The 25,932-nt window shown below is 61.6% G+C and carries 19 protein-coding genes; 6 read left to right on the top strand and 13 right to left on the bottom strand.

Going from position 1 to position 25,932, the window contains the following annotated elements; translation table 11 throughout:
• Positions 1 to 85 precede the first annotated feature (85 nt).
• Both ACOQOT_RS03630 and ACOQOT_RS03625 read left to right on the top strand, forming a co-directional pair.
• Entirely contained in the window at positions 86 to 1,366 is a 1,281-nt protein-coding gene (locus ACOQOT_RS03630) for a collagen-like triple helix repeat-containing protein (RefSeq protein ID WP_420561016.1), read from the top strand.
• A gap of 163 nt (positions 1,367 to 1,529) precedes the next feature.
• Positions 1,530 to 3,257, top strand: coding sequence for a ShlB/FhaC/HecB family hemolysin secretion/activation protein (locus ACOQOT_RS03625; RefSeq protein WP_420561015.1), 1,728 nt, complete (start codon positions 1,530 to 1,532; stop codon positions 3,255 to 3,257).
• Here ACOQOT_RS03625 and ACOQOT_RS03620 read toward each other — a convergent pair.
• Entirely contained in the window at positions 3,254 to 4,609 is a 1,356-nt protein-coding gene (locus ACOQOT_RS03620; RefSeq protein ID WP_420561014.1) for a mechanosensitive ion channel family protein, read from the bottom strand. The two genes, ACOQOT_RS03625 and ACOQOT_RS03620, sit on opposite strands and share 4 nt — an antisense overlap.
• Before the next feature lie 185 nt (positions 4,610 to 4,794).
• Here ACOQOT_RS03620 and ACOQOT_RS03615 point away from each other — a divergent pair, with 185 nt between their 5' ends.
• Both ACOQOT_RS03615 and ACOQOT_RS03610 read left to right on the top strand, forming a co-directional pair.
• On the top strand, positions 4,795 to 5,868 hold the full coding sequence (locus ACOQOT_RS03615; protein WP_420561013.1) for a phosphotransferase: 1,074 nt from the start codon (positions 4,795 to 4,797) through the stop codon (positions 5,866 to 5,868).
• A 215-nt stretch (positions 5,869 to 6,083) separates the two neighbouring features.
• Positions 6,084 to 7,958, top strand: coding sequence for a PAS domain-containing protein (locus tag ACOQOT_RS03610; protein ID WP_420561012.1), 1,875 nt, complete (start codon positions 6,084 to 6,086; stop codon positions 7,956 to 7,958).
• Here the strand turns inward: ACOQOT_RS03610 and ACOQOT_RS03605 are convergent.
• The 3 genes from ACOQOT_RS03605 to ACOQOT_RS03595 form a co-directional block, all read right to left on the bottom strand.
• The gene (locus ACOQOT_RS03605) at positions 7,936 to 8,583 is read right to left on the bottom strand and encodes a glutathione S-transferase family protein (RefSeq protein WP_420561011.1); all 648 of its coding nucleotides are present in this window, start codon (positions 8,581 to 8,583) and stop codon (positions 7,936 to 7,938) included. The two genes, ACOQOT_RS03610 and ACOQOT_RS03605, sit on opposite strands and share 23 nt — an antisense overlap.
• A gap of 141 nt (positions 8,584 to 8,724) precedes the next feature.
• Positions 8,725 to 9,957, bottom strand: a complete 1,233-nt coding sequence (locus ACOQOT_RS03600; RefSeq protein WP_420561010.1) for an acyl-CoA dehydrogenase family protein — start codon at positions 9,955 to 9,957, stop codon at positions 8,725 to 8,727.
• A 137-nt stretch (positions 9,958 to 10,094) separates the two neighbouring features.
• Positions 10,095 to 10,529, bottom strand: a complete 435-nt coding sequence (locus ACOQOT_RS03595; protein ID WP_420561902.1) for a nucleoside deaminase — start codon at positions 10,527 to 10,529, stop codon at positions 10,095 to 10,097.
• Positions 10,530 to 10,651: 122 nt separating this feature from the next.
• Here ACOQOT_RS03595 and ACOQOT_RS03590 point away from each other — a divergent pair, with 122 nt between their 5' ends.
• Positions 10,652 to 11,899 carry a pseudouridine synthase gene (locus ACOQOT_RS03590; protein ID WP_420561009.1) on the top strand — a complete coding sequence of 416 codons (1,248 nt, stop codon included), beginning with the start codon at positions 10,652 to 10,654 and terminating at the stop codon, positions 11,897 to 11,899.
• Positions 11,874 to 12,461 carry a 16S rRNA (guanine(966)-N(2))-methyltransferase RsmD gene (rsmD, locus tag ACOQOT_RS03585; RefSeq protein WP_420561008.1) on the top strand — a complete coding sequence of 196 codons (588 nt, stop codon included), beginning with the start codon at positions 11,874 to 11,876 and terminating at the stop codon, positions 12,459 to 12,461. Before ACOQOT_RS03590 ends, rsmD begins: the two co-directional genes overlap by 26 nt.
• 3 nt (positions 12,462 to 12,464) lie before the next feature.
• Here the strand turns inward: rsmD and ACOQOT_RS03580 are convergent, their stop codons facing one another.
• From ACOQOT_RS03580 to ileS, 9 genes are all read right to left on the bottom strand, one after another.
• Complete coding sequence (locus ACOQOT_RS03580; RefSeq protein ID WP_420561007.1) at positions 12,465 to 14,132, bottom strand: methyl-accepting chemotaxis protein; 1,668 nt, start codon at positions 14,130 to 14,132, stop codon at positions 12,465 to 12,467.
• An 8-nt stretch (positions 14,133 to 14,140) separates the two neighbouring features.
• Positions 14,141 to 15,163 (bottom strand): cytochrome-c peroxidase, encoded by a 1,023-nt coding sequence (locus ACOQOT_RS03575; protein ID WP_420561006.1) that lies wholly within the window; start codon positions 15,161 to 15,163, stop codon positions 14,141 to 14,143.
• Positions 15,164 to 15,328: 165 nt separating this feature from the next.
• Positions 15,329 to 17,194 (bottom strand): DNA mismatch repair endonuclease MutL, encoded by a 1,866-nt coding sequence (gene mutL / locus ACOQOT_RS03570; protein WP_420561005.1) that lies wholly within the window; start codon positions 17,192 to 17,194, stop codon positions 15,329 to 15,331.
• Positions 17,191 to 18,516 carry a glucose-6-phosphate isomerase gene (locus ACOQOT_RS03565; protein WP_420561004.1) on the bottom strand — a complete coding sequence of 442 codons (1,326 nt, stop codon included), beginning with the start codon at positions 18,514 to 18,516 and terminating at the stop codon, positions 17,191 to 17,193. Before ACOQOT_RS03565 ends, mutL begins: the two co-directional genes overlap by 4 nt.
• Positions 18,517 to 18,606: 90 nt before the next feature.
• Positions 18,607 to 19,980: a M16 family metallopeptidase gene (locus ACOQOT_RS03560; protein WP_420561003.1), complete on the bottom strand. Its 1,374-nt coding sequence runs from the start codon at positions 19,978 to 19,980 to the stop codon at positions 18,607 to 18,609.
• Positions 19,977 to 21,470: a M16 family metallopeptidase gene (locus tag ACOQOT_RS03555; protein ID WP_420561002.1), complete on the bottom strand. Its 1,494-nt coding sequence runs from the start codon at positions 21,468 to 21,470 to the stop codon at positions 19,977 to 19,979. The genes ACOQOT_RS03560 and ACOQOT_RS03555 overlap by 4 nt, the downstream gene beginning before the upstream one ends.
• A gap of 197 nt (positions 21,471 to 21,667) precedes the next feature.
• On the bottom strand, positions 21,668 to 22,252 hold the full coding sequence (locus ACOQOT_RS03550) for a DUF3035 domain-containing protein (protein ID WP_420561001.1): 585 nt from the start codon (positions 22,250 to 22,252) through the stop codon (positions 21,668 to 21,670).
• Positions 22,253 to 22,362: 110 nt separating this feature from the next.
• Positions 22,363 to 22,884, bottom strand: a complete 522-nt coding sequence (gene lspA, locus ACOQOT_RS03545) for a signal peptidase II (RefSeq protein ID WP_420561000.1) — start codon at positions 22,882 to 22,884, stop codon at positions 22,363 to 22,365.
• Positions 22,881 to 25,817, bottom strand: coding sequence for an isoleucine--tRNA ligase (gene ileS, locus ACOQOT_RS03540; RefSeq protein ID WP_420560999.1), 2,937 nt, complete (start codon positions 25,815 to 25,817; stop codon positions 22,881 to 22,883). The genes lspA and ileS overlap by 4 nt, the downstream gene beginning before the upstream one ends.
• Positions 25,818 to 25,932 lie beyond the last annotated feature (115 nt).

Genomic DNA, 25,932 nt, shown 5'->3' with positions numbered 1-25,932 from the left:
GAGGCGGTTAGGGGTCAGCACCGGAAAGCGGGCGTTCTGCTCCGGATGCTGATTGTTCTGATCATTAGTGATGCAGGAGTCGGCCATGATTGAACGAAAGCAAGTTTTCCGATCTTCCCCCTTTCTTGCCGCTTTATGCGGCCTGCCTCTTCTTCTTGCAGGCTGCGCGGGCAGCACCGATTCGACCCATGCCCTTGGCGGATCGGGCACGGATAGCAGCAGCTCCAACAATAATAATGGTTCCGGCGATGGCGGGTCCGGCGGGCTGCCAGGAAGCGGCTCAGGCGGCGGATCCGGCGGCGGCGAAGCGGCGACGCTTGCCACCGAAAACCTTATCCAGTCCGCAGGCGACACGACGGGCAGCATCGGCGATACGGTCACAGTGATCGGCGAAGGCATCAGCCAGCAGGAAGTGCCGCTTATCGGTGCAGTGACGAGCGGTACAGGCGGTATCATTATCGAGCTTGGCGAAGGCATCAATGCACTGAGCACGGGCCTCAATGACGGCCTTGGAAATCTGAGCGAAAACGACAATGCGCTCGGCACCACGCTTGCCGGCGCGGCGGGTACCGCCGCTGAAACCGGTGAAGCGGTCACGGAGGCAGGCAACACGGTTACCGCGCTCAACACTCTGCCCGTCTTCATGCAGGTCGATGAGACAACCGGCGCGCTTACCAAACTCGGCGGCACGGTCGGCGATCTTGGCGGGAAAATTACGCAAACCAGCAATGGTCTCGCGCTTGAGTTCACCGCCGAAGATGCACAGCTTACCGGCCTGACAACCGAGCTGACCGGCGTCGTTCGCCCGCTTGTCATCAAAACAGAAGATACCACGCAGTCGGTCGGCGCCGCTTTGGTCATCGGCCCCGCGCTTGGCGGCCTTCTCGACAAAAGCGGCGGCGCGGTGGTTGCCCTTGGCGGTGAATTGAGCGGCCAACTCGGCAATCAACATGCAGCGCTTTCAGGTCTGGGGACCACGCTCGAAAGCAGCGGCGGGCTCGTCTCGGCAACCGGCGGCTTGCTGAGCAGCGGCGAGAGCGGCGGCGGCCTACTCTCCGGCGGGCTCTCCGATGGACTTTCGGGTGATCTGGCCGGCAATCTGACGAGCGGCCTGACTGGTGGCCTATCCGGCGGCGATTCAGACGGCGGTACAGGCCTTGATGGCGGCACGCAACTGCTTGGCGGTCTTACCGGCGGGCTCACCGGCACACTGACCGGCGGCAGCGGCGGTGAGAGCGGCGGCCTGCTGGGCGGCGGTCTCGATGGCGGCCTTGGCGGCGACACCGGCACAGGAGACGGTGAAGACGGCGGCGCCGTTGGCGGGTTGCTTGGCGGCCTGCTGGGCGGTCTTACCGGCGGGCTTTAAGCGCGTGATGCTCTCCACATGACACATCCTGAAGGCGCCGGCTTTGCATGCAGAGCCGGCGCCCCTTTCATAAAATCTGTATTGTTGTAAATCCAGCCATAACCGGCACAATGGTCTGGACGCGGCGACCTTGGGAGGGGGGACCGGTATGCCAAATAGGCCCATGAAACTGCGCAGCGCAGTCAATGCAAGCGCGCGCACCGTCATTGCAGGATTGCTGCTCGGTGGGTTGAACACGCCCGTTCTTGCCGACGACCTGCCCGCCGTCATCGACGACAAACAGCCGACAACATCGCCGCAATTGCGCGATGCACTTGACATTCCGCTCGACCGCGAGGGAGCCGAAGTCAATCTGCCGGATGCCCAAGAAGGGCTCGATGCGGAGACGGTGATCCCCGTTTCTCATATCAAGTTTCTGGGTGGCAGCGTGTTCGACCTCGAATTGCTTGCCCAGGACCTCAAGCACCTGGTGGGCAAGGAAGCCCGGCTCGCAGATCTCGCCCTTGCCGCGCGCAAGATCACGCAGCGCTATCAGGAGGCCGGCTATCCGCTTTCCTACGCTTATCTGCCTGAAAATAATTTTGCGGACGGTGTCGTCACGATCGTCATTGTCGAAGGCCATATCGTGCGCACGGAAATCGAGATCGAGAACGAAGCGGTGGCGGAGCGCGTTGCCGACCTTGCGGACCGGCTGATCGGAGAAGTGCCGCTCACCCGCGCGACCTTCGAGCGCTATACCCAGCTTATGGAACGTATCCCCGGCGCCAAGCTGACCATGCGCGCGCCGGTGCCGCGCACCGCCAATGGCGCAACGACCTTGCGCGTGGAGGAAAAAGAGATCAAGCGCTTCGGTTTCGGCGGCTCGCTCGATGGCGGGGATGAAGACGATTTCCTGCTGCTCGCCAATGTCAGCACGCAAGGGCACACGCCTTTCGGTGAGCAGCTCTCTCTTGCCGCGCTCGCGCCGATCGAGGATGAAGAATATTATGCCGCCGAGTATCAGCAGGAGATCGGAACGGACGGATTGCGCATCACGCTCAACGCCAACCGTTTCGAAGGCGAGGACGACGATCAGGTCTTCGTGCTGGGACAAGCGATCAATGTCAATGAAGATAAGGTTCGCAACAAATATCATATCGGCCTTGCCTATCCTCTGATCCTCCGGCGGGAAAAGACGTGGAATGTCGCGGGCGGTATCGACTATTACGATGAAGAATCGAATTACACGTTCTCGCTTCCCGGCCAGCCATCGGTGCGCGCGCAGCAGGAGTTGCGGTATACCGCCGCGGAACTCAACAGCGCGCTGCGCCTCATCAGCCGGGAGCGGCTGGTGGAGCTTAGCGGGGAAATCCGCCAGGGCGTCGATCTCGGCGAAAACCGCAACACGGTCTCCCTGGGTGGCGTCACCAGCCAGCAGGCAGAGGACACGGAGTTCACGCGCCTTGCCGCGAACAGCCGCTGGGCCGAGCAAATTGCCGAGCGCTGGCGCGTGACGGCGCGGGCAGCCGGCTTCTGGTCGAATGACAGGCTGCCGAGCCCGGAACGGGGCAATTACGGCGGCGCCCGTTTCGGCCGCGCCTATCCGGACGGTCAGGCGGAAGGGGATTACGGTTATGCCGGCGATGTCGAGCTGCGCTATATACAGCCGCTCGGCATTGCCTGGCTGCAAACGTTCGAGCCTTATGTGCTCGCCGATACGGCCCATACCCGCTTCAACGACATTTCGATCGAGCACGATCTGACATCGGCCGTTATCGGTTTCGATATATCCGACACGAAGCATTACCGGCTTGGGATCGAATATGCCTATCCGCTGGGAGATGCCGATATCGAAACCGGCTCGCGCGACGGGCGGATCAATATCCGCCTGAGCTGGAATTTCAACACTTAAGGCGTTTCGGCACCGCCTTGCCTGGCGCGCTGCATGATCGTTTCGAGCCCCTCTGCCGAAACGATATGCAGATCGCGCTGCGGGAACGGGAATTCGATCCCGTTTTCGTGGAAGAGATCCCAGATGCGCAGCCGCGCATCACTCATCGCATTGACCGTGCCGCTTTCCGGGTCTTTCAGCCAGATGCGCAGCTCCAGATCGACGGAGCTGTCGCCGAACCCCACAAGGCGCACGGCAGGCGGCGGGTCCTTCAGAATACGGTCGATCCCGTTCGCCGCCTCCAGCATCAGGTCCATGGCTTTGCGTACATCGGAGCGGTAGGAAATACCCACTCCGATTTTAAAGCGCACCACCTTGTCCGTGTAAGACCAGTTGATCACCTGCTGCGTGATCAGGTCTTCATTGGGAATGAGAAATTCCTTGCCGTCCCGGGTGATGATGGCGACATAGCGCGCGCCCAGCTTTTCGATCCAGCCATAGGCGTCACCGATCTCGATCACATCGCCCGGCTTGATAGAGCGGTCGAGCAGAAGAATGATCCCGCTAATGAGATTGGAGACGACTTTTTGCAAACCGAAGCCGATGCCAACGCCCACCGCCCCGGAAAAGACGGCAATAGCTGTGAAATCGATGCCGACACTCGTCAGCGCCACCATCCCGGCAAAGACGAGAAAGAGAATATGAATAATCTTGCCGACAAGCACGCGCGCCGAGGGCGTGATACCGGCGAGCCGCCCCAGCCGGTTTTCCAATACTCTGGCAATAAGCGCGGCCACCCACATCAGCACCGCGAAGAGCAGCGCGGCCTGCACGATGCCGAGCAGCGACAAGCGGAATTCACCGATGGAAAAACCCACCTGATCCATCACCCCCATCAAGGGGTCGAGCCAGCCGACGATGGCAAGCGCCGTCACGCCCCAGACGAACCCGGCAAGCACCGGGGTCCAGGCAGAGTCTTTCAGAATCAGGACAACGATCTTGATGATGATCCAAGCGGTCAGGAGCTTGGCCGCGATGCGGGAAATATCCGGCGAGAAACCGGTCTGCTGAAGCCCGGCATTTACTGTGCCGAGCACCAGCAAGGCGGCAAGCGCCGGCACAAGTTCGGCCAGACGCTGCAAACGCAGATGCACCCAGTACCCTGCCCTGATCTTGCCGACGGCGGCTTCCAGCGGCGGCAGCGCCCATTTGCGGGCCGCCCAGAAGATAGCTGCGGCCAGGGCGATGGCGCCAAGCGCGGCGGCCATATCGAGACTGAGAAATTCCTCCCGTCCCCAAACCAGAAGACGTTCGAGCCAAGTCTCCGCCGTCCCGGCGAACTCGCTTATGGTTTCCTGATCGATATTCTCCATGTGCCTAGTCGAGCATGAGAAAAAGGCGCTGTCGAGCCCTTCACCGGCACCGGGCCGGCTCCTTCTGCCGCAAGGGCGCCCTTGATTCTCCCAAAAGCGCAAAGCCGGTTCCGGCGAACGGCTTTCGCCCCGTCTTCGCGCGTGCTAATTGTCCCCTAACAATATTGCAGCCTTGGAGATGGGATATGACGGAGCAGAGCCAGACGGCAGCCGCCGGTGAGATTGTCGAAGTGCGCGAGGCGCATCGCTTCGATGAGAAGAAACTGGAAGCCTTCTGCCGGGAGAATGTGGAAGGTTTTGGCGGCGAGCTGAGCGTGCGCCAGTTCCAGGGCGGTCAATCCAACCCGACCTTCCTTTTGGAGACCACCGGCCCCGGCGGCGGCGTAAAATATGTGCTGCGGAAAAAACCGCCGGGCAAGCTGCTCGCCAGCGCACACCAGGTGGACCGGGAATATAAAGTCATGAAAGCGCTCGCCGCCACCGATGTGCCGGTGCCGAAAATGTATGCGCTCTGCCAGGATGCAGAGGTGATCGGCACCGACTTCTACATCATGGAACATCTCGACGGGCGCGTGCTGCGCGACCCCACCCTGCCCGGCATGAGCCCGGCGGAACGGGCCGCCATTTACGACCAGATGAACGATGTGCTGGCGCGCCTTCATAGCGTCGATCTGAAGGCAGCGGGCCTTGAGGATTTCGGCAAGCCCGGCAATTATTTCGAACGGCAGATCGGGCGCTGGACGAAACAGTACCGCGCCGCCCAGACCGATAATATCGAGGAGATGGAACATCTCATCGAGTGGCTGCCCGAAAACATTCCCGCCGATGACAGTGTCAGTATCGCCCATGGCGATTACCGGCTGGAAAACACCATGTTCCACAAGAGCGAGCCCAAAATGATTGCCGTTCTCGACTGGGAATTGGCAACCATCGGCCACCCCCTGGCGGATCTGGCCTATAATTGCATGCTCTATCACATGGAGACCTTCTCTCAAGGAACGCTGATGAATGTGGATTTCGCCACAAGCGGCATTCCGGCGGAGAAAGACTATGTCGCCGATTATTGCCGGCGCACCGGCCGGGACGGTATCGAGAACTGGAACTTCTACCTTTCCTTCTCGATTTTCCGCCTCGCCTCCATCGTCCAGGGGGTTTACAAGCGCGGCCTCGATGGCAATGCGAGCTCGGACAAAGCCACCCAATATGGCGAAGTGGCCGGTTATCTTGCCCGCACGGCCTGGGATTTGGCCAAACGTTAAAAGGCGCGCAAGCGCAAAAGATAAGCATTAAAGAGCGGTTAAGACTGCTCACGAAGTTTTCAAGGTTCCTTTACCGCTCTTTCCGTAAGCTTCTATGAGACCCGGAATTATTCGGGCATCGCGCGGAAAGGGGCAATCGCGTGTCGCGGAGGAATTTTCCCATACCGCCGGGCGGAAAGGAGCGCCGGGCGCGGACCGGTTTCCACGAGACACTCGTGGCGAATAGCGGGGACGTGTGCACCATTCTCGATGAGGACGGCGTCATCCGCTATCACAGCCCCGGCATCGCGGAAATTCTGGGCTATCCGCAAACAGCAGGGGTCGGCCTGCGCGTTACCGACATCGTTCACAAGGACGACAAGGAAAAGATCAGCGCCCGGATCGCAGAATGCCTCGCCACGCCGCACAGTACTTTCATTGAACGGTTCCGCCTGCGCCATGCCAATGGCCAGTGGCACTGGCTGGAAGGGCGCGCACGCAACCTGATGCACGAGCCCAATATCGAGGGCCTTTTGATCGTTTCGCGCGATATCAACGAGCTCGTGCGGCTGCGCGATCACATCGAACATATCGAGTCGGAAGCGCAAATCGCACTATGGCGCTGGGAGAAAGGCAATCCCGCCCCCTTCTGGACGCCGACCCTGGCGCGCATGTTCGGTTATGAAAAGCCGCCCTATTTCGAGGATGGGCGCTGGAACATCCATCTCATTCATCCGGAAGACCGGGAAAGCTCGCTCGCGCAATATCAGGAAGCAGCAGACGCCAAGCGTGCCTGGTTCGTGCGCCAGCGCATGCTTTGCGCGGACGGCACCTACCGCTATTTCGACATCCATACCTATTATGAAAGCGACCTTTCCGGCGAGGTCATAGCCGCCGCCGGCGTCATCACCGATGCCACGGACATGGTAGGCAAGGAAGAAGCGCTGCTGCGGAACGAACAGCAGAATCAGCTCATCGCCCAGCACGCCATCGACATGATCGCCCGGCACGCCCCGTCCGGTGCGCTCAATTTCATCTCTCCCTCCGTCGAGCGCACACTCGGCTATACGCCGGAAGAAGCCATCCAGCACGACATTCTCGCCAATGTGCATCCCGACGATCAGGCTTCTTTCTTTGCCGGGCTCGAGGAAATGACGAAGTCCGACAAGAGCGTCACCGTGACCTTCCGCCTGCCCCATAAGGCGGGGCATTATGTTTGGCTGGAAACGACGCTACAGCCCTTGCGCAACAGGCGGAGCGGGCGGCTGGAAGAAGTGCTTGCCATTTCCCGCGATGTGAGCGAACGCAAGCGTTATGAAAGCGAACTTCTGCGCGCCCGCGAGCGGGCGGAAGCGGCGAGCCGCACCAAATCCCAGTTCCTTGCCAATATGAGCCATGAGCTGCGCACACCGCTCAACGCTATTATCGGCTTTTCGGATATTATCCGTCAGCAGCTTTTCGGCCCCATCGAGAACGAGAAATACCGCGAATATATCGATCTCATTCACGATAGCGGCTCGCTGCTTTTGGAACTGATCAGCGACATTCTCGATATGTCGAAAATCGAAGCGGGTAAGATGCAGCTTCACATGCAGCCCACCTCGATCAGCGAGCTTGCCGAAGCCTCGGTGCGCATCATCGGCGCGCGGGCGGAAGAAAAACGGCAGAATGTGTCGCTTGCCATTCATCCTTCCGTCGAGAAAACACCGCTTGTCTGCGATGAGCGCGCGGTGAAGCAGATCCTGCTCAATCTTCTCTCCAACGCGGTGAAATTCACGCCGGAGGGCGGGAGTGTCGGCGTCGAGATCGTGCGCGAAGGCTCGTTCATCGCCATTGAAGTCGCCGATAGCGGTATCGGCATTCCGCAGGAACAATTACCGCGCCTGACACGCCCCTTCGAGCAAGTGGCTTCTGAATCCCATATCAGTCATGAAGGCTCAGGCCTCGGCCTTGCGCTCGTTAAAGCGCTGACCGACCTGCATGGCGGGAAACTTTCCATCGAAAGCGAGGAAGGCGAAGGCACGAAAGTGCGCGTGACCCTGCCTTTGGCACCGACGGGTCAGCTTGATCTTCTGGACGAGTTGGGGATCAGCGTCCCTGCATCTGATTGAGCGCTTTGTCGAGCTCATCGATGACACGGGCGGCAATCGGGTCTTTCTGCATCGCCTGGTAATAGGCTTTGATGTTCGGCCCGCGCGCCAGAATATCTTCATAACCGAACATCGGACTGATGCGCTCAGCGAAAAACAGCACAGGCACGAGCGCACAATCGGCAAGCGTCAGCGTGTCGCCCACCGCATAGGCGCTGCCGTCGAGATAAGCATTCAGCCAGCTAAGGCCGGCTTCCAGATCGCCGCAAAATTGATCGCACACGCATTCATCACGCGCCTGCGGGTTGATCTGACCGAAGAGATGTCCCATCGGCGTCATGACATAAAGATCGGCAAGGCGGCAGAGGAGGCTCACTTCCACCCGCTCGTCGAGACCGGCCGGCATAAGCGGGGGTTCGGGAAACTTGCCTTCCAGATATTCGCATATGATCTGGCTTTCCGGGATGATCTTTCCACCCGCATCGAGCGTCGGCACCTTGTGGATCGGCGTCAGCTTGGCAAATTCTTCGGGCGAGATGGTGCCCGGCATTTCCAGCAATTCCACATCGAGATTCTTCGCGTAAATCTGCATGCGGCAGCGCGCGGCATAGGGAGAAAGCTGGGCGTTATAAAGCTTCAGGATCATCCGGTCCTCCTGAACGGCGGGGCAGCTGCTTCTGCCGGCCAGTTCTGCAAGAGCGCTGTATCATCCCCGAATACAGCCTGACGCCAAAACGGCCGGGCTTATGTGGGCCCGGCCGTCCTGTCATTCAATAGCAATCCGCACTCACTCGGCAGCGGCTTTCAGCTGCTCACGGAATTTCTTGAATTCAAGCTGTGCGATCGTCCGGTTGTGCACTTCATCCGGACCGTCGGCCAGACGCAGCGTGCGCATGCCCGCATACATTTTTGCAAGGCCGAAGTCAGAAGTGACACCGCCGCCGCCATGGGCCTGGATCGCATCGTCGATGACTTTCAGCGCCACGCGGGGCGCGGCCACTTTGATCATGGCGATCTCGGCACGGGCCACCTTATTGCCCACCGTGTCCATCATATAGGCCGCTTTCAGCGTCAGAAGGCGGGCCATTTCGATGTCGATGCGGGCTTCGGCAACGCGTTGCTCCCAAACCGAGTGATCGGCGATCTTCTTGCCGAACGCGGTACGGGTGAGAAGGCGCTGGCACATTTTTTCCAGCGCGCGCTCGGCAACGCCGATGGTGCGCATGCAGTGGTGAATACGGCCTGGTCCAAGGCGGCCTTGCGCGATCTCGAAGCCGCGGCCTTCACCCAAAAGCAGGTTCTCGGCGGGGACGCGGACATTTTCCAGGATCACTTCGGCATGGCCGTGCGGGGCATCGTCATAGCCGAAGACCGGCAGCATACGAACGATCTTGATGCCCGGCGTGTCGAGCGGCACCAGAATCTGCGACTGCTGGCGATGCTTTTCGGCATTCGGGTCGGTCTTGCCCATCACGATGGCGATTTTGCAGCGCGGATCGCCGACGCCCGAGGACCACCATTTGCGGCCGTTGATGACGTATTCATCGCCGTCCCGCTCGATGCGGGTTTCGATGTTGGTGGCGTCGGAAGAAGCCACAGCCGGTTCCGTCATCAAGAAGGCGGAGCGGATCTTGCCTTCCAGCAGCGGCTCCAGCCATTCTTTCTTGTGGCGGTCGTTGCCGTAGCGCTCGATCACTTCCATGTTGCCGGTGTCAGGCGCGGCGCAGTTGAAAACTTCGGACGCCCAGCCGACACGGCCCATGATTTCGCAGAGCGGCGCGTATTCAAGGTTCGTCAGCCCGCCGCCACGCTCGGATTCGGGCAGGAACAGGTTCCACAGGCCCTCTTCCTTCGCCTTGACCTTCAGATCTTCGATGATCTGCGGCACCTGCCAGCGGTCCTGGCCGAAGGCTTCCATCTGCTCGTTATATGTCTTCTCGTTCGGATAGACATATTGGTCCATGAACCGGTTCAGCCGGTCCTGAAGTTCTTTGGTTTTATCGGAATAAGCGAATTCCATTCCGTCTCCCCTTTTGGTTATGGCGGGCGTTACCCGCCCTGTTGCTAATGTCGATGGCCGACCATACTCCTTCTGCCCGGCCAAATCACGCAAAAGGCGGATTCAATCCTTGTGGAAAAGGGCAAAAAAGGCGGATTTCAGCCCCGTTTATCCGCAAAAAACGCCTTAAGGAGCTCCGCCGCCTCCCGCTCGCCGATCCCGCCGTAAACATCCGGGCGGTGATGGCAGGTCGCTTGGTTGAAAAACCGGGGCCCGTGATCGACGCCGCCGCCCTTGGGGTCCTCGGCGCCGTAATAGAGCCGGCGGATACGGGCGAAGGAAATCGCGCCCGCGCACATAGCGCAGGGCTCCAGCGTCACGTAAAGATCGCAGCCGATCAGCCGCTCCGAGCCGAGCGCGCGGGCCGCCGCCCGGATGGCCAGAATTTCGGCATGAGCGGTCGGGTCTTTCTCTTCCAGCGTGCGGTTACCTGCCGCCGCCAGAACCTCGCCCTCCGGCCCAAGGATAACCGCGCCGACCGGAACCTCACCGCGCTCTGCCGCCGCTCTTGCCTCTTCCAGGGCCCTTTGCATGGGGCTCACGGGGGGGCTCGCTTCCACACTCACTGGCCCGCCCTCTTTTTCACGATACGAAACATTCAAAGACCCTGCCGTCCTCTCTCGTCTGGCGTCAAGCTTCCTGCTATGAAGAGCCCATGACAGACAAGAAGCGCCTTTCCCGGGGCAGCCCCCGCACATTCTCCAGTCGTCCAGCTGCGCCTAAAGCTGCGTTCAAGGCCGCGCCCAAAGCGGCTTCGGCCAAAGGCGCGCCTGCCGCCGCCTCCGGCGCGGCAAAAGGCGCGCCGAAAAGTGAGCGCATCGCCAAGGTGCTGGCCCGCGCCGGCATTGCCTCGCGCCGGGAAGCGGAACGGCTGATCGAGGCAGGGCGAGTGTCCTTGAACGGGCAGAAGCTGACAAGCCCCGCGATCAATGTCACCCCGCGCGATAACATCGAGGTGGACGGCAAACCCATTGCGGGCGCCGAGCCCACCAAGGTCTGGCGCTATCACAAGCCCCGCGGCCTGGTGACAACCCATAAGGACCCGCAAGGACGGCCCACCGTTTTCGACGCGCTGCCCAAAACGCTGCCGCGCGTCATCTCTGTCGGCCGGCTCGATGTGAACACCGAGGGCCTTCTGCTCCTGACGAATGACGGTGAGCTTGCCCGCCATCTGGAACTGCCCTCGACCGGCTGGACACGGCGCTACCGTGTGCGCGCCTTCGGCAAGATCGATCAAGCTGCTCTCGATGCGCTGAAAGACGGCATCGAGGTGGAAGGCGTGCGCTACGGCGCCATCGAAGCGGTGCTCGACAGGCAAAAAGGTTCCAACGTCTGGATCACCATGAAGCTGAAAGAGGGCAAGAACCGGGAAGTGAAAAACGTTCTCGGCGCCCTCGGGCTTACCGTGAACCGGCTGATCCGCCTTTCCTACGGGCCTTTCCAGCTCGGCGATCTGGAAGAAGGCACAGTGCGCCAAATCCCCGCCAAGGTTCTGCGCGAGCAGATGGGCGCGGAAGGGGCGGATGTCTCCATGATCCAGGACGATGAGCCTGCCGCCACGCGCGCCGCCTCCCGTCCCGGCACGCCCGCCCGCGCGCCTTCCAAAGGCAAGCCCTACCGCAGCGGCTATAAGGGCAAGAACCCGGCGGCTGCAGGGAAAAGCCCCGGCAAAGAGGCTGGCAAACCGGCGGGGCAAGGACGCCCGCGCCGCGCTTCCAAGCCCTCCCATGTAATGGACGCGCTTTTGGAAGAGACCCCGCGCGGCAAGTCCCCGTCCCGCCCGAAATCTCAAGGCAAACCGCAAGCCAAACGCCCCGCCAGAGCCCCGGCCGGATCCAAAACCGGGCAAGGCGGCAGCGATAAGAAAGGACGCCCGGATGCGCATCGTCGGCGGCGCCCTTAAGGGCCGGTCCCTGGCGGCGCCGAAAGACACGCGTATCCGCCCGACCACGGACCGCACCCGCGAATCTCTTTTCAACATCCTCGCCCATGCCGAGGCAATCGAAACCGATTTCGAAGAATTGCGGGTGCTCGATCTTTTCGCCGGCACCGGCGCACTCGGTTTCGAGGCGCTCTCGCGCGGCGCGGCTTTTGCGCTTTTCGTGGACGACCATCCCGCCTCGCGCGGCCTCATCCGCGAGAATGCGGACACGCTCGGCCTGATGGGCTGCTCGAAGATTTACCGGCGCGATGCCACAAAGCTCGGGCCCCGGCCCGGCAGTGTCGGCCCGGCCTTTCATATCGTTTTCGCCGATCCGCCTTACGGTCAGGGGCTTGGCGAGAAAGCGCTTATCGGCGCCCTTGAAGGGGACTGGCTCGCCCCCGGCGCGCTTGTCGTTCTGGAAGAAGCCAAGCGGGCGGATTTTACCCCGCCCGCTGCCTTTACGCTTCTCGACCGGCGCGATTATGGCGACACGTCGCTCTTCTTCCTGCGTGCGCCGCTCGATCTCGGCAGCGGCGACTAGCCGTTAAGCCGCGCGGATTTCATCCAGGAAGACTTTCACGAACTGGTCGATCTCCTCGGAGCGAACCATGAGCTGGCGCGTGCTTTCATGGGTGCGCCCGGCAAGCTCCGTCGCCTTCGAAGCGCTATCATTCACCTGGGTAAGATCACCGACAACCTGCTCCGTGCCGCGCGCCACATCATGCACCGAGCTTGTGATATGGCTCGTGAAAGTCGATTGCTGCTCGATGGCGGCTTCGACCTCCGTCGAGACCTTACCAAGTTCCTGCATCGCTTCGCGGCTTTCGGTAATCTTGGTGACAGAAGAACCGAGCACCTTCTGCAATTGGTCGATCACGGAGCGCACTTCATCGGAGGCGTTCTGCGTCTGCGTCGAAAGCGCTTTGACCTCGGAGGCGACAACGGCAAAACCCTTGCCGAGCTCGCCCGCCCGCGCCGCCTCGATCGTGGCATTGAGTGCCAGAAGGTTCGTCTGATTGGCGATTTCGGTGATAAGCCCCATCGCCTCGGAGATCCGGTCCACGGCGCGGGTCAGCTCTTCGACCTGCTCTTCCATTTCGCGGGTGCGGGCATCGGCCTTGCGCACGGTCTCGTTGGTGCCGCGCATCAGATTGCCGATATTGGTGATGGAAGCGAGCAGCTCGTCCGAGGAGCTCGAAATCTCCCGCACATTGTCGCCCGCCGCGCGCGCTGCAGAGACAACCTCTTCCGAACGCCCTTTCGCGTCGCCCACCGAATGGGACATGTCCTGCGCCGTTGCCTCCATTTCATGAACGGCGGCGGACAGCGATTTCAGGACATCGGCAATCTGCCCATGGAAATCCTTGATAAGCGCGTCCATTTGATTGGCACGTTTTTCTTTTTGCGCGCGCTCGCGGTCGGCTTCCTCCCGCATTCCGCGCTGCTCGACAAGCGCCGCCTTGAAGCGGCCCATCGCCCCGTCGAGAAGCCCGATCTCGTCGTCACGCTCCAGCGTGCCTACCGCTACATTAAGATCACCCTTGGAAAGCGCGTCGGCGTCCCGGCCAAGCGCGATAAGGGGCGAGGAAATATTATGCGCCGTGCGCCAGGCCATGACGCCGCAGCCCAGCGAAAGGAGCCCGCCAAGACCCAATGCGATCAGAATCGAGCGGGTAAAGGCGCTTTCCGCCGCACTCATTTCGCTCGTCACGTCGGCGGCAATCAACTGGCGGAACTCTTCAATGGCAGTATGAATCTCACCGCGCTGCCGGTCGATCAGATGCGAGGTCGGCACCTGTCCGCTCTGATCGAGCCCCAGCACAATGCGTACATTGGCCCGCCAAGCAGAAACAAGCGCCGCCAGTTCGTCGGCCTTCGCCTGTGCCTCATCCGAAACGGTCAGCGCTTTCAAGGCGTCTATGGCGCCGCTCAAGGGCGCGATTTTCGTTTCATAATTCTGCCGGATCGTCTCCGCGCTCTGGATCGTATTCATGGCCAGCACATCGGCGACCGCCGCATCCGCGCGTTCGAACTGGCCGAGCAGGGAAAGGCTCTGGCGGGAGCTTGAAAGCCCCTTCTCCGCCGTTTCAGCGAGGCTCGAAAAGCCGCTTTGCGCCGTCCAGACAAGGGCAGCGGCAGAGACGACCGCCAGCGCGATGACCGCGAGAACGGGCATCAGAATTTTAAATCGAACGGATTTCATATCCAGCATGACGGGCCTCAATTCGGCAGAAGCGGGGTTGTGTTGACCGTACGGTCGGCGGTGAGCGAGAGCAGAAAAGCAATGAGCTCTTTTTGTTCGTCCTCGCTTAGGTCAACAGGCTGCATTTCATTGGCAAGCGAAGGCCGGGGAATGCCGCCGGACATGTAATGAACGATGACGCTTTCCAGGTCCGGCACGGAGCCGTTATGCATGAAGGGGGCGCGGTAAGTCAGGTTGCGCAGGCCCGGCGTCTTGAAGGCATGCTTTGCTTTCAGGTTTGATGGCTCAAGCGCCGCCCGGCCTTCATCTTCCGTCGCAAGGCCGATATCGTGGAACTTGTTGTCGGTAAAATTCCAGCCCGTATGGCAGGCCGCGCAATTGGCTTTGCCGGTGAAAAGCAGGAAGCCGCGCTTCGCCTCTTCGCTGATGGCATTTTCCTCGCCGTCCACCCAACGGTCGAAAGGCGCCCAGCCGGAAACAACCGTGCGCTCATAGGTGGCGATGGCGGTCAAAATATTCTCGCGGGTCACACCCTCATCCGGGAAAAGCACGCCGAACCAGTGCTCATATTCAGGCACCGCTTCAAGATCCGGCACGATGTCGTGGAACTTGCCGTCCATTTCCGCCGGCGTGCTGATGGGCCCGGCGGCCTGTTCTTCAAGGCTGGCGGCGCGCCCGTCCCAGAAATTAGGGCTCACCCAGGCGGCGTTCAAAATCGTCGGGGAATGGCGCGGCAGTTTCGTGCGCAGCGCCCCGACCGACAGGTCCACCGGCGCTTCATAGCCGAAAGAAGGGTTGTGGCAGGTCGCGCAGTTCATGTTCTTCGCGCCGGACAAACGCGGATCGAAGAACAGCATCTTGCCAAGCGTTGCGAGCTGCGGGCTGTAAGGCGCGCGGGCCGGAAAAGGAATGGCCTCGGGACGCTTATATTGCGCCTTGAGCGCCTCCGGCACGGCTGCCTCTTGCGCCTGAAGCGCACCCGCGCCAGCGCAGACCATGGCCGCCGCCACAAAAAGACGTGTCAGAAATTTTCCTGGCATCAAAACCCCCACCCATTGGCCTTGCGTGTCGGGAAAGACGGCAAGGCAAATCCCTTGGCCGCCAGCTTCCGCCGGGGAACCTTGTGCTTTCGTAAATTTTAGGAGGGCATAACAAAGATGTGATCCGATTACGGATCGATAGGAAATCCTTGCCGGGCTTTGCGTTTAGCGACGCCCGAAAAGCCGTTCAATATCGGATAGTTTAAGTTCGACATAGGTCGGTCTGCCATGATTGCACTGACCGGAATGGGGTGTTTCCTCCATTTCACGCAGGAGCGCGTTCATCTCTTCCCCGCTCAGCCGCCGCCCGGCGCGCACCGAACCATGACAGGCGATGGTGCCGCAAACATCTTCCAGCCGCTCTTTCAGCGAAAGCGCCTCGTCGAGTTCGGTCAGATCGTCGGCAAGATCGCGCACCAGAGCCTGCACATCGAGCTTGCCGAGAATGCCCGGCACCTCGCGCACCACCACCGCGCCCTCACCGAACGGCTCAAGCACGAAGCCGAGCTCGGCCAGTTCCCCGGCCCGCGCGCAAAGGCGCTCGGCGCCGTTCCCGTCGAGATCGACGACTTCGGGAATGAGCAGCAATTGGCGCGGAATGCCCCGCGCCGCCATGGCCTTTTTCATCCGCTCATAGACAAGGCGTTCATGGGCGGCGTGCTGATCGACAATGACGATACCGTCCGCCGTCTGGGAAATCACGTAAGTGGCGTGGAGCTGGCCGCGTGCCACCCCAAGCGGATAATCTGCGCTGCCGGGCACTTGCCGCTGTTCTTGCGCCAGGGCGGGCTCCACCTGGGCGCTCTGGCCGAGCCCGGCAAAACCGGCCTGCGCCTCGGTGCCGGGGCGGGCGGCATAGGCATAAGAGGCAGGCGGCGTGGATGAAAGCGGATGGCCCTGCCAGGGCGCTGCCCCCGGCGCATTGAAGCCTGCCTCCTGCCCCCTCAGTTCCGAGCCAAGGGGTTCCGGGCGGAGCGACGAGAGCGCCGTTTCGGCGACGGTGGTCGAGGCCCTGTGCCCGGCTTCGGTAAGCGCCAGGCGCAGCGCGCCCACAATCAGCCCGCGCACGAGGCCCGCATCGCGGAAGCGGACTTCGGTCTTGGCCGGATGGACGTTCACATCCACTTCCGCCGTGTCGATATCGACAAAAAGCGCAACGACGGGATGGCGCTGGCGGGCGAGAAAATCTGCGTAAGCGCCGCGCACCGCGCCGACAAGCAGCTTGTCGCGCACCGGGCGGCCATTGACGAAGAGATATTGGTGCTGGGCGGTGCCGCGGTTGAATGTCGGCAAGCCCGCAAAGCCTTCCAGCCGTACCCCTTCGCGCACCGCCTCGATGGGCAGGGCGTTGAGACGAAATTCCTCGCCCATGATCCCGGCAAGCCGCGCCAGCCAGCCCTCCTTGCCCGGCGCTTCGGCAGGCAGGCGCAGTAGATGGCGCCCTTCGCTGACGAGGGTGAAGCCGATTTCCGGATGCGCCATGGCAAGGCGTTTCACGACGTCGGAAACGGCCTGGGTCTCGGCCCTGTCCGACTTCAGGAATTTCAGCCGGGCGGGCGTGGCAAAGAAAAGATCGCGCACTTCCACCCGCGTGCCGATGGGCCCTGCAGCCGGTTCGGCTGCCCCCACCCTGCCGCCTTCCACCTCGATGCGGCAGGCGGTTTGATCCGCGCTCGGGCGCGAGGTGATGGCAAGCCGGGCCACCGCGCCGATGGAAGGCAGCGCCTCGCCTCTGAACCCGAGGCTTGCGATATTGAGCAAATCCTCGCGGCCCGCCCCGTCCAGTTTCAGCTTGGAGGTTGCGTGGCGCTGCACGGCAAGCGTGAGCTCCTCCGCGTCCATGCCGCAGCCATCATCGCTGATCTGGATGAGGTTTTTACCGCCTGCCGAAATCGTAATGTCGATATGGCGTGCCCCGGCATCGATGGCGTTTTCGGTCAACTCCTTGACGGCGCTGGCCGGACGCTCGACGACCTCCCCCGCGGCGATGCGGTTGATCGTCCCTTCTGAAAGCTTGCGGATGCGACTCATGTGGCCATTGTAGCCAGATATTCGCGCGCCAGAACCTTTCCTTCTTCCACAGCCGGCTGATCGAAGGGATCGATGCCCCACATATAGCCGGTCAGGATCGTCTCGATCATGAAATGCATGAAAAGCGCGCCAAGCCCGCGCTCATCGAGGGCCGAAAGCGCGATTTCGCGCACCGGACACCCTGCCCGCGACAGGGTTTCTATGGTCGCGCGCTGCTCGGCCTCCACGAGATCGCCGATCCGGCGCCCGGCAAAAAGCTCAAGCCCGCATTCTTTGGCGAGGGCGACTGAAACTTCAGGCCCCGTGCCTGCCGCCGGGGCGGTGATAATCGTGAAGGCCTTGTCTTTCGGGCCTGCCAGATAAAGCTGCAGCTGGCTGTGCTGATCGACCGGGCCGAGGCCGAAGGCCGGCAAGGTGCCGCAGCTTTCTTTGCCCAGGCTCTCCCCCCAAAGCTGGCGGTACCAGAGGCCGAATTTTTCAAGCCGGGAAATATAGGGCCAGAGAATATGGATCGCGGTTTTCTGAAAGGAGACCTGCGCATCGCAAAGCGCGGCGCCTTGAACGGGCGCGGCGTCATTGCTTTCAAGCACGCCGTCCAGCACGCCAAGCGCCCCTTCGCGCACCTTGCCCGCGTCAAGGCCCATCAGCCGCGCGGGCAGCAGCCCGACATTGGAGAGAACCGAAAAGCGCCCGCCAATGCCGGTGTGATGATCCAGAAGCGGAAAGCCCCGCGCTTCGGCGATCTGGCGCAGCGGGTTTTCCTTGCCGGGTTTTGCCGGTTCCGTCAGCACGGCGAAATGCTGGCTCATATATTTACCGCCGCCTGCCGCTTCAATGGCGCTCATGGCGGCAAGCATCTGCATCAGCGTTTCGGCGGTGCCGCCCGATTTGGAGACGACGAGAAACCGCGTGCTGCGCAAATCGAGCCCGCTAAGCACCGCCTCCATGGACCCCGCATCGAGATTGTCGGGAAAATGAAAGCGCGGGGAGGCTTGCCCCTCACCTGCCGCAGGCAGGTGGCCTGCAACATTCCAGCCCGTCAGCTGCGCGAGCGCCTGCGCCCCGAGGCTGGAGCCGCCGGTGCCGAGCACCACAAGGTCGGAGGTGTTTTTCAAAAGATGCGCCGCCACCTCTTCCATCGCGGCGATATCGGCGCTTTCGCGCGCGATGGTCAGCATGGCAAGGCCGCCCTGCTTCACCTCGGCGCGCAGCCGCTTGGCAGCTTCGCTCGCCCGCGCCAGATGATCCTTGAAAACGATTTCCGGCAAGCCTGCGCTTTCAAGGCAGCGGGTGATCTCATGGTGGTATGGCAAAAAACTCATCCCGGTATGATCTTGAAGAACGGCCCCAGACACCGTTCCTCAAAAATCCTACCCAAAAGACCCGCGCGCAGCCAGCCCGGAACGCGCGCTTTACTCGGCTGCGGATGTTTCCTCAGCGGGGGCGCTGCTTGCGGCCGCGGGCTCGATGCCTTCCGGCTGGCCGACCACCGTGACGATAAGCTCTTCCGGGTGCAGCAGACGCTCCGCGACGCGGGCGATATCCTCTTTCGTCACCGCGTTGATCATCTCGTTGCGCTCATCGACATAGGTGATGGGCAGGCCGCCGAGCTGCAGGCCGATAAGCTGCGCGGCGATCTTTTCGTTCGAATCGAACCGCAAGGGATAAGAGCCCGTCAGATAGGTCTTGGCATCTTCCAGCTCCGCTTCGCTGACGCCTTCTTCGGCCATCCGCGCGATTTCTGCGCGGATAATGTCCAAAGATTCGGCAACGCGGGCGTTTTCCGTCGCCACCTGCCCGACATAGAGGCCGGTATGGTCGAGCGGATAGAAATAACTGACCACGGAATAGGCAAGGCCGCGTTTCTCACGCACTTCCGACATCAGCCGGGAGGTAAAGCTGCCGCCGCCCAGAATGTGGTTCATGATGAAGGCGGGAATAAAATCCGGGTCGTCCCGCTTGATCCCGCCATGGCCGAAAATCGCCACGCTTTGGGGAATGTCGCGGCGGATGACCTCCGTGCGCCCTTCCGCATTCACTTTCACATCGGCAATCTCGCGCCCGTCACGCTTTTCCGGCAGGTTCCCGAACGTGTCATCGAGCAGTTTTTTCAGCGTCCCGGCATCGATATCGCCCACGACCGCGACATGCAGATTACCGCGCGCGATGAGCCTTTTATGGGCATCGGCAATATCCGCGCGGGTAATGGCGGAAAGCGTTTCTTCCGTGCCCTTGGTGGGCCGGGCATAAGGATGACCGCCCAGCGCTGCCTCATACCAGGCGCGCGAGGCAATATCGCCGGGATTATCGAGGTCGCGGGCGACCGCGACTTTCAGCTGATCGCGGATGCGCGCCACCGCTTCTTCATCGAAGCGCGGTTCTTCCAGCGCTTTTTTGAGCAAGGCGAAAGCCGCGTCCCGGTTCTCGCTCAGCGTTTTCAGCTTCACATCCAGCGTGTCGCGGTTGGCATTGAAGCCAAGCTGCACGGCAAGCTCGGCCAGAGCGCGCTGATAGGCCTGACTGTCAAGCTCGCCCGCCCCTTCATCCATGAGCGAGGCAAGCATGACCGACAGGCCTTCCTTGCCTTCCGGGTCCTGGGCAGAGCCAGCATCCCAGGCCGCTTCCATGACGATGAGCGGTACCGCATGTTCTTCCACGAGCCAGGCCTCGATGCCCTTATCGCTGACGACGCGCTGAATATCGAGGGCGGAGGCAGGAACCGCATAGGCAAGAAGCAGCGCCAGCGCGCCAAGCGCCGGCAGCAGCCGGGAAAAAACCTGGATCATGTATCACTCCCCGGCCGCAACGTGCCCGTGACGGACCGGCGTTTATCGAAAATGAGACGGGCTGCCGCCATGACGTCTTCCTTCGTGACGCCGCGCACACGTTCCGGCCAGTCGATGACGTCTTCCACCGTGCCGCCGGTGGTCAGCGTCGTGCCGAAAATACGGGCCATGTCTTCCTGGCTGTCACGGGCATAGGTCGCCTCCGCAAGCAGCAAGGTGCGCGCCCGCTCCAGTTCCTCATCGCTAAAGCCCTCGGCAAAGAGCCGTTCGATTTCGGCATCGAGCGCGGCTTCGGCATCTTCCAGCGAGGTGCCGGGGCGCGGGGAAACATAAAGGCCGAAGCGCCCGTCATCGAGGGTCGAGCCCACATACCAGGCGCCTGCGGAAGCGGCAACGCCCTGCTCGACCACGAGATTTTTATAAAGCCGGCTCGTCGTTCCGCCGCCAAGCAAGGTGCTCAGCAATTCGATGGCAGGCCCCGTGCGCTTTTCCGCCCGCGCATAGGAAGGGGCGAGATAATAGCGCTGCAGCACCGGCTGGCTCGCGCGCTCATCCACCAGATCGACACGGCGCGCGGCGACAGGCTGCGGCTCGCCGGGGCGCACACGCTCGGCCCGCAAGCCGCGCGAGGCGACCGCGCCATAATATTCTTCGGCAAGCGGGCGCAGTTCTTCCGCCGTGATGTCGCCCGCGACGATCAGAATGGCGTTATCGGGGCTGTAATATTGATTGTAAAAATCGATCGCGTCTTCCGTCGTCAGTTTGGCGATTTCATGCCGCCAGCCGATCACCGGAATGCCATAAGGATGGGACTGGTAAAGCGCCGCTTCCATCTGCTCGGCCAGAATGCTTTGCGGGTTGTTTTCGATCCGCGCCCGGCGCTCTTCCAAAATGACGCGCCGCTCGGGCATCACCACATTGTCGGAAAGCTGCAGATCGCTCATCCGGTCCGCTTCCATCTTCATGACGATGGGCAGGCGGTCCTTGGCGACACGCTGGTAATAAGCGGTGTAATCGGAAGAGGTAAAAGCGTTTTCCTGGCCGCCATTGCGCGCGACGATCTGAGAGAACTCGCCCGGCTGCAATTCGTCCGTGCCCTTGAACATCAGATGCTCGAGGAAATGCGCGATGCCGGATTTACCCGGCGCTTCATCCGCCGCGCCCACCCGGTACCAGACCATATGCGTGACGACGGGGGCGCGCGTGTCGGTAATGACGACCACATCGAGCCCATTGGCAAGGGTGAAGACTTCCGGGGCAAGCGGGCCTTCCCCGGCCCGGCGGGGTTCGGTGCTGGCCGGCAGCGGCTGCGCCGCGCTTCCGGCAGCGCCCGCTTCCTCGCTTTGCGCCGGGGCTTCAGCCTTTTCTTCCGGCGCCTCGTCACATGCGCTCAGCGCAAAGGCGAGAAGAAGCGCCGCGCCTGCATGTCTAAAGGCAGGGGCCGTTAAAAACCGTGCGGCGCGCGCGGGCGTCGAGGCCCCGTTTGTCATTGGAAAACTCCATTTCCTAGCATGCCCGTGAGGATGCCCGGATTCTGCCCCTCACAGCAAATGAACATTAGGAAAGATAAGCTGCCGCGGCCCGATGCCAAAATCTTGGGCCATAAAAGCGGGCACGAAAAAGCCGCGGCCCGCTCTGAGGCCCATATCGGGAAGAGAGGGACACGCGGCTTTGAAGACGTGGCAGCTTAGAAAATGCCTTCCAGCCAACCCTTTTTGCGCGGTTCGATATCGGCGGTCTCACCCTCCGTCACCGGCTTGCCCAGCGCTTCGTTCTGCTGCAGGCGGCGACTTTCTTCGGCGGCATCGACCAGGCGCTCGTCGGGCGCCGTCTTTTCCTGCCAGAAGACCACTTCATCGACGAAAGTTTCGTTCTTGGCGACCAGTGCGCGGCCTTCCTCGGCAATCAGCTGGCGCACATCGGAGCTTGCATCCACCGCATCGGCGCGCTGGAGGAGCGCCTGCTCGCCCGTGGAGCGCAGCCCGCCGCTCAGCTCATCGGCGGACACCGTGGTCCGCCCGAAGACGGCCCGCTCGGCCGCTTCCGTCGGGCGCAGTTCCTGCGGGCGCTGGGCGCCCGGGCGCGGCGGACGCAGCGAGAAATCCGGCGGGATGGAAAGCGGGGCTTTCGTGACGATGGAAAATTCATCCGGCGCGTCTTTGGAATAGCCGAGCGCCTCGGTGATCGAGGAGCCGCCGCAGCCGCCAAGCGCAAGCGCCAAGCCGCCCACCAGGCTCAAGCTGAAAAGACGGGATTTCGAGATAAGCATCATCACTGTCTTCCAATTATTGCCGGCAGGCCCGTTAGGTCCGCCGGTTCCCCCTCAAAACAGCCTAACCCTATAAGAGTGGCGGCTTTACGGCAACGCGCCACATGTCGCGGCTATTTTTCCGCCGAATCCGGCTCTTTGCCCGGAAAAACGGCGTCCACAAGCATAAGCCCGACACCGGCGACAATCCAGACATCGGCAATATTGAAAATATACCAGTAGAAAACGTCATCGATGTGAAAACTGAAGAAATCCGCCACCGCGCCGAATTTCACCCGGTCATAGACGTTGCCGACCGCCCCGCCGATGATGAGGCCGAGCGCCACGGCCATATAAGGCTTGGTGACGCGGGCAAGCCATAGGCCGAGCAGCACCGTGACGAGCAGCGCAAAGCCGATGAGAATCGCCCGCCCCGCCGCCGTCTCCGCCGTAAAAAGCCCATAGCTCACGCCCTTGTTCCAGGCCATGACCAGATTGAAAAAGGGCGTTATCTCGACGGCGCCGCGCTCGGCAATGCCGTAAATATCGAGCAGCCACCATTTGGAGAGCCGGTCGCTCAAAAACCCGGCAATAGCCACGGCAAAGCCGAGGGCGGAGAGCCGGCCCCAGAGGGGCCTGATTTGCGGCAGCTTCATGCCTCGACCTTCTTGCCTTGCGCCCGCGCATCATATTCGCGCACGGCTTCCGCATCGCGGGGGCTGAGACCCGGATAGTCCGGCACGGAGCCGACTTCCGGCAGGATCTTCCAGGAGCGCTGGCATTTTTGCCCTTCCGCCCGTTTCGGCACCACGGCAACGCCGGGCACGTCCTCAAGCCGGAACGCCTCCGCCGGGCCTTCGCCTTCCAGAAGCTGCGCCTGGGAGGTGATGGAGATTTCGGCCAGATCGATACCCTTCATCGCCTCGATCAGCTCGGGGCGGGAGACATAGACGTCCGGGGCCGCTTCCAGGCTCGCGCCGATACGCTTCTCGCGCCGCTCGACCTCGAGCGCGCCCGTCACCGCGCGGCGCAGTTCGCGGATCTTTTTCCACTTCTCCGCCAAGGCCTCATCGCGCCAGCCTTCCGGCGTTTCGGGGAAGAGCTGCAAATGCACGGAGTCCGTGTCGGAGGGGAAGCGCGAGAGCCAGACTTCCTCCGCCGTAAAGCAAAGCACCGGCGCCAGCCAGACCGTCAGGCGCATGAAGAGCGCATCCAGCACCGTGCGGCAGGCACGCCGGCGCAGCGAGGAGGGCGCATCGCAATAAAGCGTGTCTTTGCGGATATCGAAATAGAAGGCGGAAAGTTCCACATTCATGAAGTTCGTGAGCTGATGAACGACACGCTTGAAGTCGTAATCATTATAAGCGCGGCGCACCAGTTCATCGAGTTCGGCCAGGCGGTGCAGGATTACCCGCTCAAGCTCGGGCATATCGCCCGGCGCAACGCGTTCTTCCTCGCTGAAGCCGGAGAGATTGCCGAGCAGATAGCGGAACGTGTTGCGCAGCTTGCGGTAGGCTTCGACATTCGACTTGATGATCGTGTCGCCGATGCCGTGATCGTCCCAATAATCGGTGCTCGCCACCCAGAGGCGCAGAATGTCGGCGCCGTTCTGCTTGAAGATTTTCTCCGGCTCCACCGCATTGCCGAGCGATTTGGACATTTTGTGCCCCTGCTCGGTCAAGGTCATGCCGTGGGTGAGCACTTGTTTGTAAGGCGCATGGCCGCGCGTTGCGCAGCTTTCCAAAAGCGAGGACTGGAACCAGCCGCGGTGCTGGTCGGAGCCTTCAAGATAAAGATCGGCGGGCACGGGCATGCCGCGCGCCTCCAGCACGAAAGCGTGGGTCGAGCCTGAATCGAACCAGACATCGAGAATGTCCGTCACCTTTTCATAATCCTCGGCCTTGTAATCATTGCCGAGAAAATCTTCGGACGGGCGTTCGAACCAGGCATCCGCGCCTTCTTTTTCCACCGCGAGGGTAATGCGCTCATTCACCTTTTCATCGCGCAGAAGCGAGCCGTCGTCCTTTTTCACGAAAAGTGTAAGCGGCACGCCCCAGGCGCGCTGGCGCGAGAGCACCCAGTCCGGGCGTCCTTCGACCATGGAATAGATACGGTTGCGCCCGCGGGCGGGCACAAAGCGCGTCTTGTCGATTTCGGCAAGCGCCACCTCGCGCAGCTTTTTGCCGCCCGCCGCCTCGATTTCCGCATCCATGGAGACGAACCACTGCGCGGTATTGCGGAAGATGAGCGGCGCTTTCGAGCGCCAGGAATGGGGATAGGAGTGGTTGAGCTTGCCGCGCGCCAGAAGACGGCCCGCATTCATCAGCTCTTCGATGACGCGCTTATTGGCATTGCCGTCCTTGCCCTGGCGGTTGAGCACGAAACAGCCGGCGAAAAGCGGCACGTCGTCATAATAAGTGCCTTCTTCGTTCACCGTTTCGGGAATGCCCTTATAGCCGAAATTCTGCACCCAGAGCATATAGTCGTCCTGGCCGTGGCCGGGCGCGATATGCACGAAGCCCGTGCCCGTATCGTCGGTGACGAAATCACCCGCCAGCACCGGCACGTCGAACTCATAGCCCTGACCCGCAAAGGGGTGGGCGCAGACAAGCCCTTCAAGATCGCCTGGGGCCACATCGGCTTTGCGCGCGAAAGAAGCGACCTTGGCGGAGGCAAAGACGCTTTCGGCCAGCGCATCGGCGAGCACAAGCTTGTCGCCCGCTTTCGCGCCATGCGCCTCGCCTGCGTCGGTGACTTCATAAAGCCCGTAGGCGATGTCTTTGGAAAATGCGACGGCGCGGTTGCCCGGAATGGTCCAGGGCGTCGTCGTCCAGATAACGATGAACGCGCCTTCAAGAGCCGCCGGTCCCTTGCGCACCGGAAACTTCACCCAGATCGTCGGCGAGGTATGATCCTGATATTCGACCTCGGCTTCGGCGAGCGCGGTCTTTTCCACCACCGACCACATGACCGGCTTCGAGCCTCTGTAAAGCGAGCCGTTCATCAGGAACTTCTGGAACTCGCGCACGATGCCCGCCTCCGCGTCGTAAGACATGGTGAGGTAGGGATTGTCCCAGTCGCCCATGATGCCGAGACGCTTGAACTGCTCGCGCTGCACATCCACCCAGTGCTGCGCAAACTCGCGGCACTCGCGGCGGAAGTCGAGCGGCGGCACCTCGTCCTTGTTCTTGCCCTTCTTGCGGTATTTTTCCTCGATCTTCCATTCGATCGGCAGGCCGTGACAGTCCCAGCCGGGCACGTAAGCGGCGTTCTTGCCCATCATCTGCTGGGATTTGACGACGAGGTCCTTCAGCGTCTTGTTGAGCGCATGGCCGATATGAATATCGCCATTGGCGTAAGGCGGGCCGTCATGCAGCGTGAAAGCGGGCCGGTCCTTCGCTTCCTCCCGCAGGCGGGCGTAAAGGTCCATCTTGTTCCAGCGCTCCAGCCATTCCGGCTCGCGCTGGGGAAGACCCGCGCGCATGGGAAAGTCGGTTTCAGGCAGGAACAGGGTCTCGCGGTAATCGCGCGCGCCTGCATCCTGTGCATCGCTGGGGGCGGAGGTATTGCTGTTGCTATCGCTGGACATGATCTAAGGGTCCTCGGACGTCTCTTTTAACGGTGGGAGCTGCGCTTTCCGGCCTCTGGACCGGCCTCTGAAAAAGCCCTTTCGGGAGCTCCCGGCGGTGTTCTTACCCGGTTCT

It is taken from the genome of Tepidicaulis sp. (assembly GCF_965222285.1).
Taxonomy (GTDB): domain Bacteria; phylum Pseudomonadota; class Alphaproteobacteria; order Parvibaculales; family Parvibaculaceae; genus Tepidicaulis.
The sequence above is the reverse complement of the archived record's forward strand: the minus strand, read 5'-3'. Positions and strand labels throughout refer to the sequence as shown.

Excerpts from the sequence above, each read along its gene's own strand:
- ACOQOT_RS03615 (WP_420561013.1), top strand. The coding sequence starts at position 4,795 with ATGACGGAGCAGAGCCAGACGGCAGCCGCCGGTGAGATTGTCGAAGTG.
- ACOQOT_RS03580 (WP_420561007.1), bottom strand. The coding sequence starts at position 14,132 with ATGCTGGATATGAAATCCGTTCGATTTAAAATTCTGATGCCCGTTCTC.
- ACOQOT_RS03555 (WP_420561002.1), bottom strand. The coding sequence starts at position 21,470 with ATGACAAACGGGGCCTCGACGCCCGCGCGCGCCGCACGGTTTTTAACG.
- ACOQOT_RS03575 (WP_420561006.1), bottom strand. The coding sequence starts at position 15,163 with ATGCCAGGAAAATTTCTGACACGTCTTTTTGTGGCGGCGGCCATGGTC.
- ACOQOT_RS03595 (WP_420561902.1), bottom strand. The coding sequence starts at position 10,529 with ATGCAAAGGGCCCTGGAAGAGGCAAGAGCGGCGGCAGAGCGCGGTGAG.
- lspA (WP_420561000.1), bottom strand. The coding sequence starts at position 22,884 with ATGAAGCTGCCGCAAATCAGGCCCCTCTGGGGCCGGCTCTCCGCCCTC.
- ACOQOT_RS03605 (WP_420561011.1), bottom strand. The coding sequence starts at position 8,583 with ATGATCCTGAAGCTTTATAACGCCCAGCTTTCTCCCTATGCCGCGCGC.
- mutL (WP_420561005.1), bottom strand. The coding sequence starts at position 17,194 with ATGAGTCGCATCCGCAAGCTTTCAGAAGGGACGATCAACCGCATCGCC.
- rsmD (WP_420561008.1), top strand. The coding sequence starts at position 11,874 with ATGCGCATCGTCGGCGGCGCCCTTAAGGGCCGGTCCCTGGCGGCGCCG.
- ACOQOT_RS03560 (WP_420561003.1), bottom strand. The coding sequence starts at position 19,980 with ATGATCCAGGTTTTTTCCCGGCTGCTGCCGGCGCTTGGCGCGCTGGCG.
- ACOQOT_RS03550 (WP_420561001.1), bottom strand. The coding sequence starts at position 22,252 with ATGATGCTTATCTCGAAATCCCGTCTTTTCAGCTTGAGCCTGGTGGGC.
- ACOQOT_RS03625 (WP_420561015.1), top strand. The coding sequence starts at position 1,530 with ATGAAACTGCGCAGCGCAGTCAATGCAAGCGCGCGCACCGTCATTGCA.
- ACOQOT_RS03620 (WP_420561014.1), bottom strand. The coding sequence starts at position 4,609 with ATGGAGAATATCGATCAGGAAACCATAAGCGAGTTCGCCGGGACGGCG.
- ileS (WP_420560999.1), bottom strand. The coding sequence starts at position 25,817 with ATGTCCAGCGATAGCAACAGCAATACCTCCGCCCCCAGCGATGCACAG.
- ACOQOT_RS03630 (WP_420561016.1), top strand. The coding sequence starts at position 86 with ATGATTGAACGAAAGCAAGTTTTCCGATCTTCCCCCTTTCTTGCCGCT.
- ACOQOT_RS03590 (WP_420561009.1), top strand. The coding sequence starts at position 10,652 with ATGACAGACAAGAAGCGCCTTTCCCGGGGCAGCCCCCGCACATTCTCC.
- ACOQOT_RS03600 (WP_420561010.1), bottom strand. The coding sequence starts at position 9,957 with ATGGAATTCGCTTATTCCGATAAAACCAAAGAACTTCAGGACCGGCTG.
- ACOQOT_RS03565 (WP_420561004.1), bottom strand. The coding sequence starts at position 18,516 with ATGAGTTTTTTGCCATACCACCATGAGATCACCCGCTGCCTTGAAAGC.